The 15,417-nt window shown below is 65.6% G+C and carries 14 protein-coding genes and 3 pseudogenes; 11 read left to right on the top strand and 6 right to left on the bottom strand.

All coding sequences use genetic code 11. The features are described 5' to 3' along the window. Positions 1 to 15: 15 nt before the first annotated feature. Both egtD and egtB read right to left on the bottom strand, forming a co-directional pair. A complete protein-coding gene (gene egtD / locus ACXJKQ_RS12460; RefSeq protein WP_457106052.1) occupies positions 16 to 990 on the bottom strand; it encodes an L-histidine N(alpha)-methyltransferase in 975 nt (324 codons plus the stop codon). An 18-nt stretch (positions 991 to 1,008) separates the two neighbouring features. Beyond that, a complete protein-coding gene (egtB, locus tag ACXJKQ_RS12455; RefSeq protein ID WP_457106051.1) occupies positions 1,009 to 2,277 on the bottom strand; it encodes an ergothioneine biosynthesis protein EgtB in 1,269 nt (422 codons plus the stop codon). Positions 2,278 to 2,543: 266 nt separating this feature from the next. Here egtB and murI point away from each other — a divergent pair, with 266 nt between their 5' ends. Together murI and ACXJKQ_RS12445 are read left to right on the top strand one after the other, a co-directional pair. Further along, positions 2,544 to 3,419 carry a glutamate racemase gene (murI, locus tag ACXJKQ_RS12450; protein ID WP_457106050.1) on the top strand — a complete coding sequence of 292 codons (876 nt, stop codon included), beginning with the start codon at positions 2,544 to 2,546 and terminating at the stop codon, positions 3,417 to 3,419. Positions 3,420 to 3,542: 123 nt separating this feature from the next. Further along, positions 3,543 to 4,256 carry a cache domain-containing protein gene (locus ACXJKQ_RS12445; RefSeq protein WP_457106049.1) on the top strand — a complete coding sequence of 238 codons (714 nt, stop codon included), beginning with the start codon at positions 3,543 to 3,545 and terminating at the stop codon, positions 4,254 to 4,256. A gap of 151 nt (positions 4,257 to 4,407) precedes the next feature. Here ACXJKQ_RS12445 and ACXJKQ_RS12440 read toward each other — a convergent pair whose 3' ends face one another. Then, positions 4,408 to 4,605: a hypothetical protein gene (locus ACXJKQ_RS12440; protein WP_457106048.1), complete on the bottom strand. Its 198-nt coding sequence runs from the start codon at positions 4,603 to 4,605 to the stop codon at positions 4,408 to 4,410. A gap of 194 nt (positions 4,606 to 4,799) precedes the next feature. Further along, positions 4,800 to 5,321, bottom strand: a complete 522-nt coding sequence (locus ACXJKQ_RS12435) for a hypothetical protein (protein ID WP_457106047.1) — start codon at positions 5,319 to 5,321, stop codon at positions 4,800 to 4,802. Between the two features lie 518 nt (positions 5,322 to 5,839). On the opposite strand from ACXJKQ_RS12435, the gene ACXJKQ_RS12430 reads away from it, so the two are divergent. The 3 genes from ACXJKQ_RS12430 to ACXJKQ_RS12420 all read left to right on the top strand — a co-directional run bounded on the left by ACXJKQ_RS12430 (position 5,840) and on the right by ACXJKQ_RS12420 (position 8,751). Further along, complete coding sequence (locus ACXJKQ_RS12430) at positions 5,840 to 6,481, top strand: DUF47 domain-containing protein (RefSeq protein WP_457106046.1); 642 nt, start codon at positions 5,840 to 5,842, stop codon at positions 6,479 to 6,481. 15 nt (positions 6,482 to 6,496) lie between these two features. Further along, on the top strand, positions 6,497 to 7,486 hold the full coding sequence (locus tag ACXJKQ_RS12425) for an anion permease (protein ID WP_457106045.1): 990 nt from the start codon (positions 6,497 to 6,499) through the stop codon (positions 7,484 to 7,486). A 188-nt stretch (positions 7,487 to 7,674) separates the two neighbouring features. Continuing rightward, positions 7,675 to 8,751: a tartrate dehydrogenase gene (locus ACXJKQ_RS12420; RefSeq protein ID WP_457106044.1), complete on the top strand. Its 1,077-nt coding sequence runs from the start codon at positions 7,675 to 7,677 to the stop codon at positions 8,749 to 8,751. Between the two features lie 121 nt (positions 8,752 to 8,872). On the opposite strand, the gene ACXJKQ_RS12415 is transcribed toward ACXJKQ_RS12420, so the two are convergent. Further along, positions 8,873 to 9,928, bottom strand: coding sequence for a serine endopeptidase (locus ACXJKQ_RS12415; protein WP_457106043.1), 1,056 nt, complete (start codon positions 9,926 to 9,928; stop codon positions 8,873 to 8,875). Between the two features lie 338 nt (positions 9,929 to 10,266). Here ACXJKQ_RS12415 and ACXJKQ_RS12410 point away from each other — a divergent pair. Further along, positions 10,267 to 10,521, top strand: a pseudogene (locus ACXJKQ_RS12410) (IS630 family transposase); the annotation flags it as partial. Between the two features lie 300 nt (positions 10,522 to 10,821). Here ACXJKQ_RS12410 and ACXJKQ_RS12405 read toward each other — a convergent pair. Beyond that, the gene (locus ACXJKQ_RS12405; RefSeq protein WP_457106042.1) at positions 10,822 to 12,024 is read right to left on the bottom strand and encodes an acyltransferase family protein; all 1,203 of its coding nucleotides are present in this window, start codon (positions 12,022 to 12,024) and stop codon (positions 10,822 to 10,824) included. A gap of 413 nt (positions 12,025 to 12,437) precedes the next feature. Here ACXJKQ_RS12405 and ACXJKQ_RS12400 point away from each other — a divergent pair. From ACXJKQ_RS12400 to ACXJKQ_RS12380, 5 genes and pseudogenes are all read left to right on the top strand, one after another. Beyond that, a pseudogene (locus ACXJKQ_RS12400) lies at positions 12,438 to 12,785 on the top strand (transposase); the annotation flags it as partial. Beyond that, positions 12,730 to 13,149: an IS3 family transposase gene (locus ACXJKQ_RS12395; RefSeq protein WP_457106118.1), complete on the top strand. Its 420-nt coding sequence runs from the start codon at positions 12,730 to 12,732 to the stop codon at positions 13,147 to 13,149. The pseudogene ACXJKQ_RS12400 and the gene ACXJKQ_RS12395, both read left to right, overlap by 56 nt. Continuing rightward, complete coding sequence (locus tag ACXJKQ_RS12390; RefSeq protein ID WP_457106041.1) at positions 13,077 to 13,544, top strand: DDE-type integrase/transposase/recombinase; 468 nt, start codon at positions 13,077 to 13,079, stop codon at positions 13,542 to 13,544. The genes ACXJKQ_RS12395 and ACXJKQ_RS12390 overlap by 73 nt, the downstream gene beginning before the upstream one ends. A gap of 261 nt (positions 13,545 to 13,805) precedes the next feature. After that, positions 13,806 to 14,732: a helix-turn-helix domain-containing protein gene (locus tag ACXJKQ_RS12385; RefSeq protein WP_457106040.1), complete on the top strand. Its 927-nt coding sequence runs from the start codon at positions 13,806 to 13,808 to the stop codon at positions 14,730 to 14,732. Positions 14,733 to 14,878: 146 nt separating this feature from the next. Beyond that, a pseudogene (locus ACXJKQ_RS12380) lies at positions 14,879 to 15,301 on the top strand (transposase); the annotation flags it as partial. Positions 15,302 to 15,417 lie beyond the last annotated feature (116 nt).

Here is a 15,417-nt window from a genome sequence, read left to right as displayed (position 1 = left end):
CCGCCAGGCGGTCCCCTAATCCAACCGGAGGGCGTGGACGGAGAAAAGCTGCTCCGGGTCCGTCCAGACCTTCAGCCACGTCCAGCCCGCCCGCTCGGTGAGCGCCCGGAAGGTCGCGACCGTGTACTTGTAGCTGCTCTCGGTATGGATGGTCTCGCCCGCCGCGAAGGCGAAGGTGTCGGAGCCGATCCGCACGGCCTGCGCGTCCCGGGCGACGAGGTGCATCTCGATCCGCGAGGCGTCGGTGTTGAACACCGCCCGATGGCTGAAGGCCTCGGGCTCGAAGCGGCCGGCCAGCTCGCGGTTGATCCGGGTGAGGAGGTTGAGGTTGAAGGCGGCCGTGACGCCCTGCGCGTCGTCGTAGGCGGTCTCCAGGATCGCCGCGTCCTTCACGAGGTCGACGCCGACGATCATGTGCGCGCCCGGCCCCAGGATCCGCCCGAACCGGTGCAGAAGCTCCTGGGCCTCGTGGGGATCGAAATTGCCGATGGTCGACCCCGGGAAGAAGCCGGCGCGGGGCAGGCCGTCGAGGCTTCCGGGCAGGTCGAAGTCGCGGGTGAAATCGGCCACCACCGGCTCGACCCGCAGGTCCGGGAAGTCACCGCGCAGGCCCGCCGCCTGTCCGCGCAGGAACTCGCCCGAGACGTCCACCGGCACGTAGGCGGCCAGCGTGTCGAGATGGCCGAGCAGGCGGCGGAGCTTGACCGTCGAGCCGCTGCCGAACTCCACGAGGGCCGCATGGGGCGGCAGCAGAGCCGCGATCTCCGGGCCGCTGGACTCGAGGATGCCGATCTCCGTGCGGGTCGGATAATATTCCGGCAGTTGCGTGATCGCCTCGAAGAGTGCGGATCCGGCCGCGTCGTAGAAGTATTTCGGCGAGAGCGCCTTCTGGGGTTTCGTCAGACCGGCCCGGACGTCGTCGAGGAAGGTCAGGGGCGTCGTTTCGAGGGCAACCGGCGTCGCCTCGGCGAAGGTGGGCTTGATGGTCAAGGTCGGCTCCGGGGCGCGTCAGGCGGCATCGGCGAGGCGCAGGCCCGTGAACTGCCAGCGCTGGTGCGGGTAGAAGAAGTTGCGATACGGCAGGCGGGCATGGCCCTCTGACGTCGCCACCGATGAGCCGCGCAGCACGAACTGGTTGGCCATGAACTTGCCGTTGTACTCGCCGAGCGCCCCCGCGAGCGGTCGGTAGCCCGGATAGGCCACGTAGGCGCTGCGCGTCCATTGCCAGACGAGGCCGAAGGCATCCGGCAGGCCGCCGTCCCGGGCTGCGACCTCCCACTCGAACTCGGTGGGCAGGAAGCGGCCGGCCCAGCGGGCATAGGCATCGGCCTCGTAGTAGCTGATGTGGGTTACGGGCGCGTCGAGATCCACGGGGCGCTCGCCCGCGAGCGTCATGGTCGCCCAGGCCTTCCCCTCGCGTCGCCAGTAGCCGGGAGCCTCCCAGCCCTCCCCCGGGCCGGCGTACCAGCCGTCCGAGAGCCACAGCTCCGGCTTGGCGTAGCCGCCGTCCTCCATGAAGGCGAGCCACTGGCGATTGGTCACCAGAGCCCGGTCGATGCGGCCGGCCGGGATCAGCGTCTCGTGGCGCGGCGACTCGTTGTCGAACGAGAACCCCTCCCCCGCATGCCCGATCCAGGCGATCTGCCGATCGAGCTGGACCTGACCGGACTGCGCCGCCGCGCGCGGGAAGCGCCAGGACGGATCGTAGGCGGGGTTCAGCGGGTTCTGCGCGAAAGCGTGCAGGATGTCGGTGAGGAGGAGTTCCTGGTGCTGCTGCTCGTGGTAGAGCCCGATCTCCAGGATCGGCAGCAGCGCCTCGAGGGCACGCTCGGAGGCCTGACCCAGCAGGGCCTCGACGGCGCGGTCGACATGGGCGCGGTAGGCCGCGACTTCCGCCATGGTCGGGCGGGTGATCATGCCCCGCTGGATGCGCGGCTGCCGGGGGCCGGCCGCCACATAGTACGAGTTGAACAGGTAGTGCAGCCGCGCGTCGTAGATGGCGTAGCCCGGCAGGTGCTCGCGCAGCAGGAACTGCTCGAAGAACCACGTGACGTGAGCCCGGTGCCACTTGGTCGGACTGGCATCGGCCATGGACTGGACCTGCTGGTCCTCCGGCGAGAGCGGCGCGGCGCGGCGTTCGGTCTCGCTCCGGACCTGCCGGAAGGCGGCGATCCAGGCGGCGCGGTCGATCGGCCGAGCGGTCACGGGCGGTGGCGGAAACGCCGGTGCTCCGGACTCGCGCGTTTCGTGCGGTCGCAGTGCGGCCGTCGCTGCCATGGCGATCTTCCCCTGTCTCGGGCATCCGCGAGAACCGTCTCCTCGATTCCCGCCTTGGTCGCAGAAGATATGATCTGGCCGGGCTCCGACAACCTCCGCTGCTGCGGAGGCCGGTCGGCGCGACGACGCAGGGTTCGGTTCGCCGCGCCGACGCGGCGATTAACGGAACGGGTTGGGGATCGCGGGTCTTTCTTGTGCCGCAGTGAGACCGCCTTAACCCTCCACCCCGAGATTTTGGGACGCTCTATGAGGAGTCTTGGGTTCTGATGCGGATCGATCTGATGGCCGGGGCCAGCCTGTCCGCCGCGGCGCTGCGCGCCGCCGCCGAGCCGACCATCCTGGTGTTCGACTCCGGACTCGGCGGCCTGACCGTCCTCGACGCCGTGCGACGCGCCCGCCCGGATGCCCGCTACGTCTATGTCGGCGACGATGCCGCCTTTCCCTATGGCCGGCTCGGCGAGGCGACCCTCATTGCCCGCGTCCTCGTCGTGATGGAGCGTCTGATCGCGATCCACCGGCCCGACCTCGTGGTGATCGCCTGCAACACCGCCTCGACGCTGGTGCTTCCGGCCCTGCGCCAGCGCTTCACAACGCCCTTCGTGGGGGTCGTGCCGCCGATCAAGCCGGCGGCCGAAGCGACGCGCTCCCGCCTCGTGACGCTCCTGGCGACGCCGGGCACCGTGGCGCGCTCCTACACGCGCGACCTGATCGCGACTTATGCCGGCGCCTGCGCGGTGACGTTGGTCGGCTCGCAGAACCTCGCCGGTTTCGCGGAAGCCGAACTCGCCGGCACACCCGTTGACGACGATGTCCTGGTCGCCGAGATCGCCCCCTGCTTCGTGACCGAGGCGGACGGACGGCGCACCGACGTGGTCTGCCTCGCCTGCACCCACTACCCGTTGTTGCTGCCCCGCCTCGAGGCCGCGGCTCCCTGGCCGGTAACCTGGATCGATCCGGCCCCGGCCATCGCCCGGCGCGTCGTGCAACTGATCGGCCCCGCGCCCCGTGCGGCGGACCGGCACGGCGCCGCGCTCGGCGCCTTCACGGCCGGCTCCTGCCTCACCGATGCCCTGCGGACAGCCCTCGCGGGCCGCGGGATCGGCGAGGTCGCCGTCGAGCCGATCCCGCTGCCGATGCAGTAGCCCGCCGGCACGCCGAATGACGCTGACGAACGCGTGAGACCTGTCTTGCGTCCTTGCCAAGGTGGCGAGACGAGTCTCTCATCACGCCGATTCGAAAGGATACACTGAATTCGGGAGGCCCGGATGGCCAGACATGCTTGGGTGCTTGCGGTCCTCCTGGGGCTCTGGATAGGACCGGTCGCACCGGCCCGGGCCTGTGGCGATGGCGAGGCGCCGGTCGCCTGCGACGACCCGAGCCCCAATAGATTTGCGTCCTGGATGCTCGGGCGCGTCGACCGGGCCTTGAAGGCCGACAGGACCCGGGCGCTTCAGGACTTCTCTGGCGGCACCCGCGGCTTCCGCACCGCCGACACCTACGTGTTCTGTATCGGTCCGGACGGCGTGATGAGCGCGCATCCCAACCCGATCCTGAACGGCCACGACGTGCGGGATCTGCACGATTCGACCGGCAACCACTTCATCCGCACGATGCTGACTACGGCCAAGTCCGGGCAGATCTCGGTGATCCGCTACCGGTTTCCCAAGCCCGGAAGCACTGTCGAAGAGCCCAAGACCACCTACTATACCAGGGCCGGCGACCAGATCTGCGCGGTCGGCGTGTACGATGCCGACGTCGCGGCGCCGGCAGGCGTGACGCCCGAGGGGCGCGTCGCCCTGCTCCGCCAGCGGCTCGACGGTCAGATCCCGAGCAGTGCCCGCGCGGATTGGACGGCCTTCCTGGAAGCGTTGAATGCGCAAGGTGACGAGAAGGCCACGGCGATCGCCAAGGCGCGGCGCGACCTGAAGGCGGCGGCGACCGCCCTGGATCAGGCTGGCACCGGAACGACCGCGCAGTAGACCGGTCAGCGACGCGGTCTTAGGTCCTCCCGACCGCGTCGCGCGCCGTCGTCGCGCAGGTCATCGGGATCGGTGCAACGGGCCGTGCTGTCAGGCTCCGCCCGGTCGATGCAAACGGCCGGTCCGCGTGCCCGCGCGCCGGTCAGGCGTCTCAGCGGAGGGTGTGGCTGCCGACAGTCGGTGTGGCCATCGTCGGCGAGGCGGACGCGTCGGCCTCGGCGGGAACGATCAGGTGGACGAACAACATCCCGGCGGCGACGATCAGCGCGAGCGCCACGATGCGCCACAACTCCAGGATCGGTCCCTGGGGCGGAGCCTTCTGGGACGTCGTGTTCGTCTCGCTCGGCATCGCTCTCGTTTCCCTGCCTCTTCTGAACTGGATCGGACACCCGGGCGGTGAACGCTTCGTAAAGGCCGCCACCGATCGCGGTCCCGGTCCGGTGCCGCGACGGTCGTGACGCGCGCAGAGGTCGGAATGATGGCGAGAGTGCGCAGGAATCGGATCCTCTCGGTCCACCGGCCGCGGATTGTGGGCCCGGTATCTCAAGCGGCGATCTCGGACACGATTTCGATCTCGCAGCTGTCGGCACGCAGGCGCCAATCGATCACATGCGCCCGCTCGCACAGCAAGGCCTTGGCCTTCCATTCGGCCGTGACCTCGGAGCGGGCGCGGACCAGGACCGTCCGCTGTCGGACGCGGTACTCGTGGCCGGCATCGTCCGCCACGGTCTTGTAGAAGGTGACGCGATAGGCGTGCATCGTGCGGTCTCCGTTTCGATGCGGGCGATCGTCGGCAAGCAGCACGTCCGCCGCCTTGATCTGGCGCAAGGCCTCCGCCGAAACGGGCCGCCGCGACCCCGGTGCGAAATCAGATGTCGATAGCCGAATAACCGCCGAGACTAAGCATTGATTGCCCTTGCTCAAATGGTCTAGCTTGATTCGCGGTCGTTCGCGGCCCTGATCGGCCCGCGGCGGGTCTCCAGAACGGGAGGACCTGATGTTCGAAAGCATCTTCTGGGGCGCGGCGCTCGTCGCGTTGATCGGGTCGGCTGCGCTGGTGGCCATCGGAGCGAGTCTCCAGCCGCGCCACGGCCGGCGGAACACGCTGGATCCGCGCCTGACGGACCCGCGCCGGACCTTCGGCCGAAAGCGGTTTCGGGGGCGAGCGCCACGGGCCATGAGGCGCCTCGGCCCGCTTCAGCTGCGGTGAGCGCCGCTGCACCGGGAACGTCCCGCTCCTGGTGCCGGTCCGCGTAATCGCTCCGGATCGTCGGCGCGCAGCGCTGGTCCGCGAGCTGCAGCCCAGGGACACGGCGAGATCGAAGCCAGCCAGGATGGCGCTGCGGCGCGGTCGACCGCGTGGAAGCGGGTCGCGATACGGCACGGCGACCGTGAGCCGGCGGATTTCGGCCGGCCCCGCGCCGCGACCGGGCCGGCCGGCTGATCAGGGCCGCCGGGCGGCAGGCTCTGAGCGGCGGCAGATTGTTCTTGGGGGGGCGGATCGGCTTGGCTCCTTCGTCCGTTGTGCCTGCCGGGCGGTCTCGCGCCCGGCGGTCACGCCAACCTCTCGATCCGGACACGACATGCTGGCTTGGTTCCGTGCGTTGATGCCGAGGGAGGACCGGTTCTTCGATCTCTTCGAGCGTCATGCCGCGACCCTCGTCGACGGCGCGGCCTCGCTCCGGGCTCTGCTCGACGGCACGGAAGCCGTGCCGGTGGCCTACGCCGCCCTCGCGGCCCAGGAGGATGCGGCGGACACGATCACCCGGGAGGCGCTCCTGGCGGTGCGGCGGACCTTCATCACGCCCTTCGACCGCGGCGACATCCAGGCCCTGGTCGGCTCCCTCGACGATGCCATCGACCAGATGCTCAAGACCGCCAAGGCGGTTCAGCTGTTCGAGGTGACCACCTTCGATCCGGCGATGCGCGAGATGGGGGCGGTCATTCAGGAGGCGGCGCAGGTCACTGCCGAGGCCCTGCCGAAGCTGCGGGCGCTCGGCGAGAACGCCACGGTGCTGAACGGCCTCACCGAGCGCGTCATCGAGCTGGAGGGCCGCGCCGACGACCTACACAACGACGGCCTCAAAGCCCTGTTCAAGGCGTCCGGGCGGGACCCGATGGCCTTCCTCGTGGGATCCGAACTCTACGGCCACCTGGAGAAGGTCATGGATCGGTTCGAGGATGTGGCGAATCAGATCAGCAGCATCGTCGTCGAACATGTCTGAGCCACAGGCCTCTCCGTGACGTTCCTCGTCGTCCTCATCGCCCTGGCGCTGGTCTTCGATTTCCTGAACGGGTTGCACGACGCCGCGAATTCCATCGCCACCATCGTGTCGACGCGGGTCCTGGCACCCCGCTACGCCGTGTTCTGGGCGGCCTTCTTCAACTTCGTGGCCTTCCTGGTGTTCGGGCTGCACGTCGCCGGGACGGTGGGCTCGGGCATCATCGACGTCGCTTCCGTCGACGACCGGGTGATCCTCGGAGCGCTCGGCGGTGCCATCACCTGGAACCTGATCACCTGGTATGCCGGTATTCCGTCATCGAGCTCTCACGCCCTGATCGGCGGCCTGCTCGGCGCCGGGATCGCCAAGGCCGGGTTGGGCGTGATCGTCTGGCCGGGTGTTCTGGCCACCAGCGCCGCCATCATCCTCTCCCCGGCTCTCGGCTTCGCCCTCGGCCTCGTGCTGATGCTGGCCGTCTCGTGGATCTTCGTCCGCTCGACGCCGCACGCCGTGGATCGGGTGTTCCGGGGCCTGCAATTCGTCTCGGCCTCGCTCTACTCGCTCGGCCATGGCGGCAACGACGCCCAGAAGACCATGGGGATCATCGCGGCCCTGCTCTACGCCCACGGCGAGAGCGGAGCCTTCCACGTGCCGCTCTGGGTGGTGCTGTCCTGCCAGACCGCCATGGCGCTGGGCACCCTGCTGGGCGGATGGCGCATCGTCCACACGATGGGCTCGAAGATCACCCGCCTGTCGCCCATGCAGGGTTTCTGTGCCGAGACCGGGGGCGCCATCACCCTGTTCGCCGCGACGGCGTTCGGGATCCCGGTCTCGACAACCCATACGATCACCGGTGCCATCGTCGGCGTCGGGGCGGCCCGCCGGGTGTCGGCCGTCCGCTGGAACGTGGCGCAGGGCATCGTGGTCGCATGGGTGATCACGATGCCGGCCGCGGCCCTCGTCGCGGCCCTGACCTATGCCGCCTCCGGCTTCATCCTGCCGTCCTAGGACCGGCGCCGGACCGCATCCCCGGACGGCCGGCGGCGTCCCGCCCGTCGCCGCCCGCGTGCAGGACGTTCCCGGCAGGGAAGCGGTGACCGCCCTCCCCCGCGCTCGCCGCCGATCCGCTCGCGCGTTCGAGCCTGCCGGCCCGGCCTGTGTGCGCTAGATGCTCCTCCGCAGGCACGGAGTTCTCCATGAAGACCTATACCATCGCGGCGATTCCGGCCGACGGCATCGGCGTCGAGGTCATCGCGGCCGGCATCGAGGCCCTCGACGCCCTCGCCGCCAAGGACGGGACGTTCCGGTTCCGGTTCGACCACTTCGACTGGGGGTCCGACTATTACAAGACGCATGGCGTGATGATGCCCGCCGACGGCCGCGACCGGATCCGCGACCATGACGCGATCTTCTTCGGCGCGGTGGGCGCGCCGGACGTGCCCGACCACATCAGCCTTTGGGGCCTGCGCCTCGCGATCTGTCAGCCCTTCGACCAGTACGCGAATGTCCGTCCGACCCGCATCCTGCCGGGCATCACCAGCCCCTTGCGTCACGTCTCGGGACCGGAACTCGACTGGGTGATCGTGCGGGAGAACTCGGAGGGCGAATATGCCGGCGTCGGCGGCCGGGTCCACCAGGGGCATCCGAACGAGGTCGCCACGGACGTCTCGATGATGACCCGCTCGGGCGTCGACCGGATCATCCGCTATGCATTCCGGCTGGCGCAGAGCAGGCCCCGTAAGCTCCTGACGGTGGTCACCAAGTCGAACGCCCAGCGCCACGCCATGGTGATGTGGGACGAGATCGCCGCCGAGGTCGCCCGGGACTTCCCCGACGTCACCTGGGACAAGATGCTGGTCGATGCCATGACGATGCGCATGGTCGTGAAGCCCGGCACCCTCGACACGATCGTGGCGACGAACCTCCACGCCGACATCCTGTCGGATCTCGCGGCGGCACTCGCGGGCTCCCTCGGCATCGCCCCCACGGCCAACATCAATCCGGAGCGCACCTTCCCGTCGATGTTCGAGCCGATCCACGGCTCGGCCTTCGACATTGCCGGCAAGGGCATCGCCAATCCGATCGCGACGTTCTGGACGGCGTGTCAGATGCTGGACCATCTCGGCGAGGCGCAGGCGGCCGCACGGCTGATGCGCGCGGTCGAGCGCGTCACCGCGGATCCGGGCCTGCACACCCCGGATCTGGGCGGCACGGCGACGACGCGACAGGTCACCGAGGCGGTCATCGCGGCGATCCGAGGCGACAACGCCTGAGGTGGCCGGCCTCGGGCGCGCCGCCGGGAGACCGCGAGCCCCGTCGACGGTTTGGCCGGAGGCGACGCCGATCCTTGGACGGACGCGCGCCGGCGCCTGCGGGCCGGAGGTGCCCCGGGCTTCAGGGGATCGCGCGCGCGAGGCCCGGGGTGGGGGTGCCGCAGGCCCGACAGAAGCGCTCGAAGGTGCTCTTGCGTTGCGCACAGGACGGGCAATGGGCGAAGATGCCGAGCCCGCAATGGGGGCAGAAGTTGGTGCTGGCGTCGTCGAGGGCGATCGGCCGTTCGCAGCCGGGGCAGGCCTTCTTGGCGAGCCGGGCCAGGGCTTGGTCGGTGGCGATCTCGGTGCGCCGTTCCGCGTCCGGACGGGACTCCACGGCGGCCTGCCGCGCGCGATAGGCGTGGAGCGCGCCGATCGCGGCACGACCGGCGACCAGCGTCGCGATCACGCCGACGCCGTACTGCACGTATCCGCCGTAGCTCGGCAGGTAGGGCACGAGTTCGACGAAGAACGCGAAGGCTGCCGCGAAGGCAAACCCCCAGACGAACGGCCAGTTGCGCGTGTGTCGCCGCTTGAGCAGGAGCCATCCGGCGAGCGCCAGCAGCGGCAGCGTCAGGCCGAGCCGATAGGCGAAGACGCGCAGCTCCTGACCGCGCTGGGCCGCATCGAGCCGTTCCTGGGCCGCGGTCCGCAGGGCGCCGTCCGCCTGGACCTGCGCGGATTCGCGCTCGGACAGGTCGAGCCCGGTCCGGGCCGAGGTGGCGAGTCGCTCCTCGATGGTGCGCTCGGCGGCTTTCAGGGCGTCGAGCTGCTGCGTCCGCGCGATCAGGCCGGGATCCTGGTCGACCCGCTGGGTGGCGTCCCGGGTCTTCAGCCAATTGGCGAAGGTTTCGCGCGCGCCCTCGGAGGCGGCCTGGGCTGCCTCGAGGGCGAGCTGATCCTGCTCGACCCGCCGGCGGTTGTCGTCCTGGTCGCGACGGATCTGTTTCAGGGCCTCTGCCGAGGTCCGTCCCTGGTCGGTGTCGAGGAATTGGTCGAGGGTGTAGCGCTGCTCGACCTGCGGCAGGTCGCCGACGACCAGGGATCCCAGCCCGATGAGGAACCACGCGAAGACCAGCGCGACGAGCCAGAGCGCCAGGGTGAACCAGCGTTCGGAGAGCCTAGAACCGGACCGCACGCGAATCGACCTCGCCGAAAACCGAAGCGGGCTCTTATACCAAACGGCGGTTAGGGCGACTGACGGGTTTACGCAGCGTCGACGGCGGTGATCTCCTGCGGTGGACCGGACGGGTTCGCCATGTCCGCTACCGTGCCGCTGCGTGAGGACTTTTGTGCTGATGCCCTGAGGCGGCTGGCCTGTACGAGTCGGTATGCGCGGTCAAGGCGCTGGGCTTTAACACGTTGTCGGCCCGCCCGTTCCGCCGTGAGCCGGATCCAGCTGCGCTGACGGTGTTCAATAACCTGCCAGCCGTCCGCGCAGGTCTGCCGCCGGTCACGGCGGTTAGACTCTGATGTCAGGACGAGGCCCGAAACGGTCAGACGAACACTCTGCCTCGACGTTGGGCGCGGCGCTGGACACGGTCCGCAGCGCCCAGAGACCAACGCACGGCCGACGCTTGCATAATTGGCTCGATCTGTCCCGAGAAGGGCCAGGGCGCCGGCCTCGTGCTGCCCCGTTGCGACAGCGAGGCGATGAGCCTGCATCCGGCCGAGATCAGCCGCGGCGTTGCCCCTCGGTCCCATGCAGTCCCGATCCTGGAGGATGCCGGCGCGACAACCGGCTCGGCGACCGGATCTTCGCCTCCCATGACGACATCATCGACGGCTGCTGCGACGCTTGGAATTGGCTGATCGCGTAGTCGTGGAAGATCATGTCTCTCGGCCTGCGGGACCCGGCCTATCGGCTATGATCAGCGCCGAATGGTATGAGGGATCACCCGGACTCCCACGCCTCACCGCGCAGGTGAAATCTCCGTCCGCGTCGCTGCGCTCGAACGACAACGCTCACAGGCAGTCCGGCATTCGGGGCTTAGCCCACGGCTTCAGGCAATCGCTAGGGAAATCCTCGATTCACGACGGATTTGAAATGGTGTGAAATTTCTTGTTGTGTATAGGCCATTTTTGGCTTGAATATTTAAGATGACTCCAATGCCTATTTTTGAATATCGCATCGCGTATCCGCGGCTCTAAATAAACTGCAAATGCGTATCCTAATACCATCACCAGAATGATCATGGCGAAGCAAGTGTACACATTATTACCAACCGTTTTATAGGCAAAGCCGAGCATCCATCCTCCAAAAATCTGATTTATCAAATAAATTGGATATGTCGCGAGGCCGATGCGCCGGACAAATTTCGTCAACCGGCTGTCGATTGTTGCGCGTCTTTCAAAGTATAAAGCCAAAGATACGAGCGCGACCGCAAGGATAAAGAACATGATCGGTATCAAGCTACTCTGACCGAATTCGTTGACCGCTTTAAGATCCAAGCAAGCTAAATGTATGTGGAACGCCGCAACAAAAATCGAGGTGAATAAAAGGAAGCAGCGCTGATTACTTTGACCCGTCGAATATATTTCGTAGCCAAATATCCCCGTTAGAAAGAAGGCGCCAGTGCTGAACATCAAGGGTCGAGAAATGTAAGTGTGTGAAAACTGCAACATCAATGCGCCAGCGCTGGAATTAGAGTCAAACAGCTGAAGGGCAATCAGGATTGTTCCAAATGATACGGCCGCCAACCAGGCGCGTGCGACAGCATAAATCATTCTTTGATTAGATATTAGCAAGCATAGTGCAATGAGAAAATAGAATACTATTTCAACGGTCAGCGTCCAGATGCTGCCATCGATCCAAGGACCTTTTGGAAATAGCGTGATCGACTTTAGAAAGCTAATAATAAGCGCTTGCGTCGACGTGCAATGCTCGAAAAACATCACGACGAAGTTGATCGTTGAAAAAAACAGCAGCGCAGGAAATAAGCGCTCTATTCGCGACGTCATAAAACTGGAAACCGATTTATTGACTGCTGAATAAACGATTACAAATCCAGATATGCAAAAGAAAATTTGGACTCCAAGCCAGCCAAACCAAGTCAAAGACACAAATTGGTGATAATTAGGGCCGCCCGATGTTAAGAATCCGATCCCACAATAGCTTGAAGGCTCATTCCAGCTGTAAAATAAGAAATGATAGACGACAACCATCATGGCAGCAAAAAATCTCGTTGCGTCAAGACTTATCAAGCTAGCCTTGGACGTCAAATTTTTGTCCATGATTGTTATCCAGGAACTCAGGGACGATACGCTGTCGGCTTGCCAAATTTGGGAAGGCGCATTGGTCCATATCCGCACCGATTTTTGTCACAAACTCATCAATTAGTTTTATTCTGCATGTCTGGCGGACGGTGACTACTTACTTGATGGCCTCGGGCGAGGTGCTGGGTCGGAACGAGCATCCAAGGGCTGAAATGGTGGCAGCGTTCCTGGCTTCATTTCGCCAGCGCCTCGCTGCGATCGAAGCTCGGGTCAAACGGGTAAACGGCCAAAGCCCAGAGAGCTGAAACGAAAAAGCCTGCGACCTGACCGGCTTTATGGCCTTCTGCCGATTTCACGGACACCTGGTTCAGGTGTGATGGTGAGGCCGGATGTGCGCCCTGCAGCGTTGCGAGTTCCGGCGTGAGTTCCAGATCGAGGGGGCTCGACGGGTTCGCGAACGCGGTGTCAGTGTCGCGCAGGCGGCGCGCAATCTCGACGGTCACGAGACGATGCTGCACCGGTGGGTAAAGCAGGCGGCGGTCGATCCGCGGCACGCCTTTTCCCGTCCAGGGCCGGATGAAACTCCGAGGCGATCGAGATCGACCGGCTGCGCAACGAGATCGCCCGGCTGAAGGCCCAGCGCGATATCCTGAAAAAGGCTGCCGCCTGCTGTGCAAGGGAAGCGATATGAAGTCCGCCTTCATCGCGCAGTAGGCGCGGCACATGGCCAGTGCGTCTCATGTGCCGCGTGCTCGGAGTCTCTCCCAGCGGCCTCTACGGTTGGCGGTCGCGGCCCGAGAGCGCCCGCTCGGCCTCCAGCTTCTGGGCGACGCCCGGCGCATCCATACCGCCCACCCTCGGCGCTACGGTGCCCCGCGCGTGCAGGCCTCGCTGCGGGCCGAGGACCGGTCTGTCAGCCGTGGGCGGGTAGAGCGTCTCATGTGTCGGCATGGCATTCGTGCCCTGGCGGGTCATCGGTTCCGGCCCTGCACGACCGACAGCTGTCATGATCTCCCGATCGCGCCGAGCCTCTTGAGGCAGGACGTCTCCGCGGCGGAGCCGAACACGGTTTGGCTCGCCGAACCGAAGGACCACGGAGCGACATCACCTGCCTGCCGACCAGCGAGGACTGGCTCTACCTAGCCGCCGTCCTCGATCTGGTCACGCGCAAGATCGTCGATTGGTCGATGCGCGCTCATATGCGGGCCGAGTTGAGCGGCGCTGCGCCGATGAGGGCCGCCCAGCGGCCGCGACCGGCCGCCGGGCTCATCTGTCCCTCGGATCGCGCCTGCCCGTACGCGGCCGAGGCTTATCGCAGGCAGCTCGCCAGCATGAGGGCAAAGCCATCCATGAGCCGCACGGCATGCGGCTACGATAAAGCATGGAGGGCTCCTTCCACACCTTCAAGGTCGCGTTCGTCCATCACCGGCGTCGGGCCACCGGGGCTGCGGCGCTGCGCGATCTGTTCGCTCACATTGAGGGCTACTACAAGCGGCAGCGTATCCACTCGACCTCGGCCTATCTCACGCCCGGTCTAGTTCGAGAACCGAGCCCATTTGGCTTAAGATGGTGCCAACCAAACCGGCAGCAGGCCATTCCGGCTACCCTTGGTCGCCACCATGCCGTAGCCACTCGATCGGCTCGGTTCAAAATGCCGGTCAGGTCGCTCCCGGGCGCTTAACGCGTTCAACGCCTCAGCCCACAAGAGTATGACAAATCCTCGAATCCAGCGGAAGATCCGCCCGCATCAGACATACCTTAGTCGGGCCTCGACCGAGAGTTTCGGCCTTTATCACGATATGATCCAGTCGAGCGGAGCGACAACATCTCTCCTGGGTGATACATTCGAAGCCACCATCGCCGCTCATCATTTCGGCCGCCTGACTCTGTTCGATCGCCAGATCATCGGCGCTAACCACAGAAGAGACCCCGCCCAGATCCGGCGTGACGGTTTCGAGCACTACTATCTCCAAGTCTTGCGATCCGGTCGAATGGTCAGTGGTCTGAGCGGCGAGGAGCGCCGTCTTGTCCCAGGGGACGCAGTTCTCTTTGATGCGACCCAGCCGATGATGTCGATGGTAGAGAATGCGGACTATGTCACTGTGATCCTAGCCCGCGATTTAGTCGATGTTGTAGCACCGAACGCGCGCCACCTGCACGGACGCGTCCTTCCGAAGAGTGAAATAGGCTCGATTGGCAAAACTGTACTTTATCTGATCCGCTACGCAACGAGTTTTCCTCAGGCGTTAACCGCCGGGAGCAGTCAAGTCATCGCTGGCATGCTCGGTCAAATTCAGGGAATATCTCACTCCGCCCTCAGTGACGCAGCCGGTGAAAGCGACGTCGAATTAGGCCGTCGCCTAAGTGCGGAAATATTTATCGAAGACAATCTTGGAAGAAATCTTAGCGTCGACTTCGTTGCCCGCAGTATTGGCGTTTCACGGGCTTCGTTGTATCGTGCGATGGCTGACGTCGGCGGCGTCGAGACGGTGGTCACGCGTCGCCGTGCTGCTCGCCTGCGATCGCTGATCCTTCAGCCTGGGCTAAAGACATCCATTACCCGTTTTGCGGAAACGGTCGGTTTCGCCAGTCTGAGCCACGGATCCCGTGTGTTCAAACAAATGTACGGGCAGTCGCCGGATCAACTTCGAGCTGACGCTAGCTCAGCGGCTCAAGCCTTGCAGCCCGGGCGGATGCGGGATTGGTACAGTGCTATGAACGATTGAGCCATCAGGAAGAGGATAGAGCCGTATCTGGCCTAATTGACGTCCCCCCGTCGCTTTGGCCCAGCTTGAGTGCGGGTTTTCCGGTTTTGTGAGCCCCTGTCGGGAGGAGCGGAGCCGTAAAGAAGAGCAGGTTCACCGAAGAGCAAATCGCCTTCGCACTGAAGCAGGCCGAGACCGGGGCGCCGGTTGGGGGAGATGCTACGTCGGAGGGGCATCTCCGAGCTGACATTCTACCGCTGGACGAAGCTCTACGGCGGGCTCGGCACGGGCGAGTTGCGCCGGCTGAAGCAGCTTGAAGAGCAGAACCGCAGGCTTGTGCAACTGGTGGTCGAAGGTTCAGGAAACGTACGGGGTGAGCGAGCGGCGCAGCTGCGCCGCGCTCGGCGTCGGCCGGTCGGGCGTCCGCTACCGCTCGACCACACCCGATCAGGCACCGCTGCGGATGCGTATCTGCGATCTGGCCAAGAGACGGGCTGGGCAAGAGCCAGGTGCGCTACGGGTATTTCCGGATCTGTAGTCTGCTGCGCTGGGCGGCATGGCGTGTCAATCACAAGAGGGTCTTCCACCTCTGCAAGCAAGCCGACCAACAACCCGCTGGTCGCGTCGTTCAATGGCCGACTGCGTGACGTGTGCCTGAACGCGAACTGGATCTTGTCGTCGGCCGATGCTTGGAGCAGGATCGAGG

The organism is Methylobacterium sp. P5_C11, from assembly GCF_054049775.1.
This window is presented reverse-complemented; position numbering and strand designations above follow the sequence as displayed.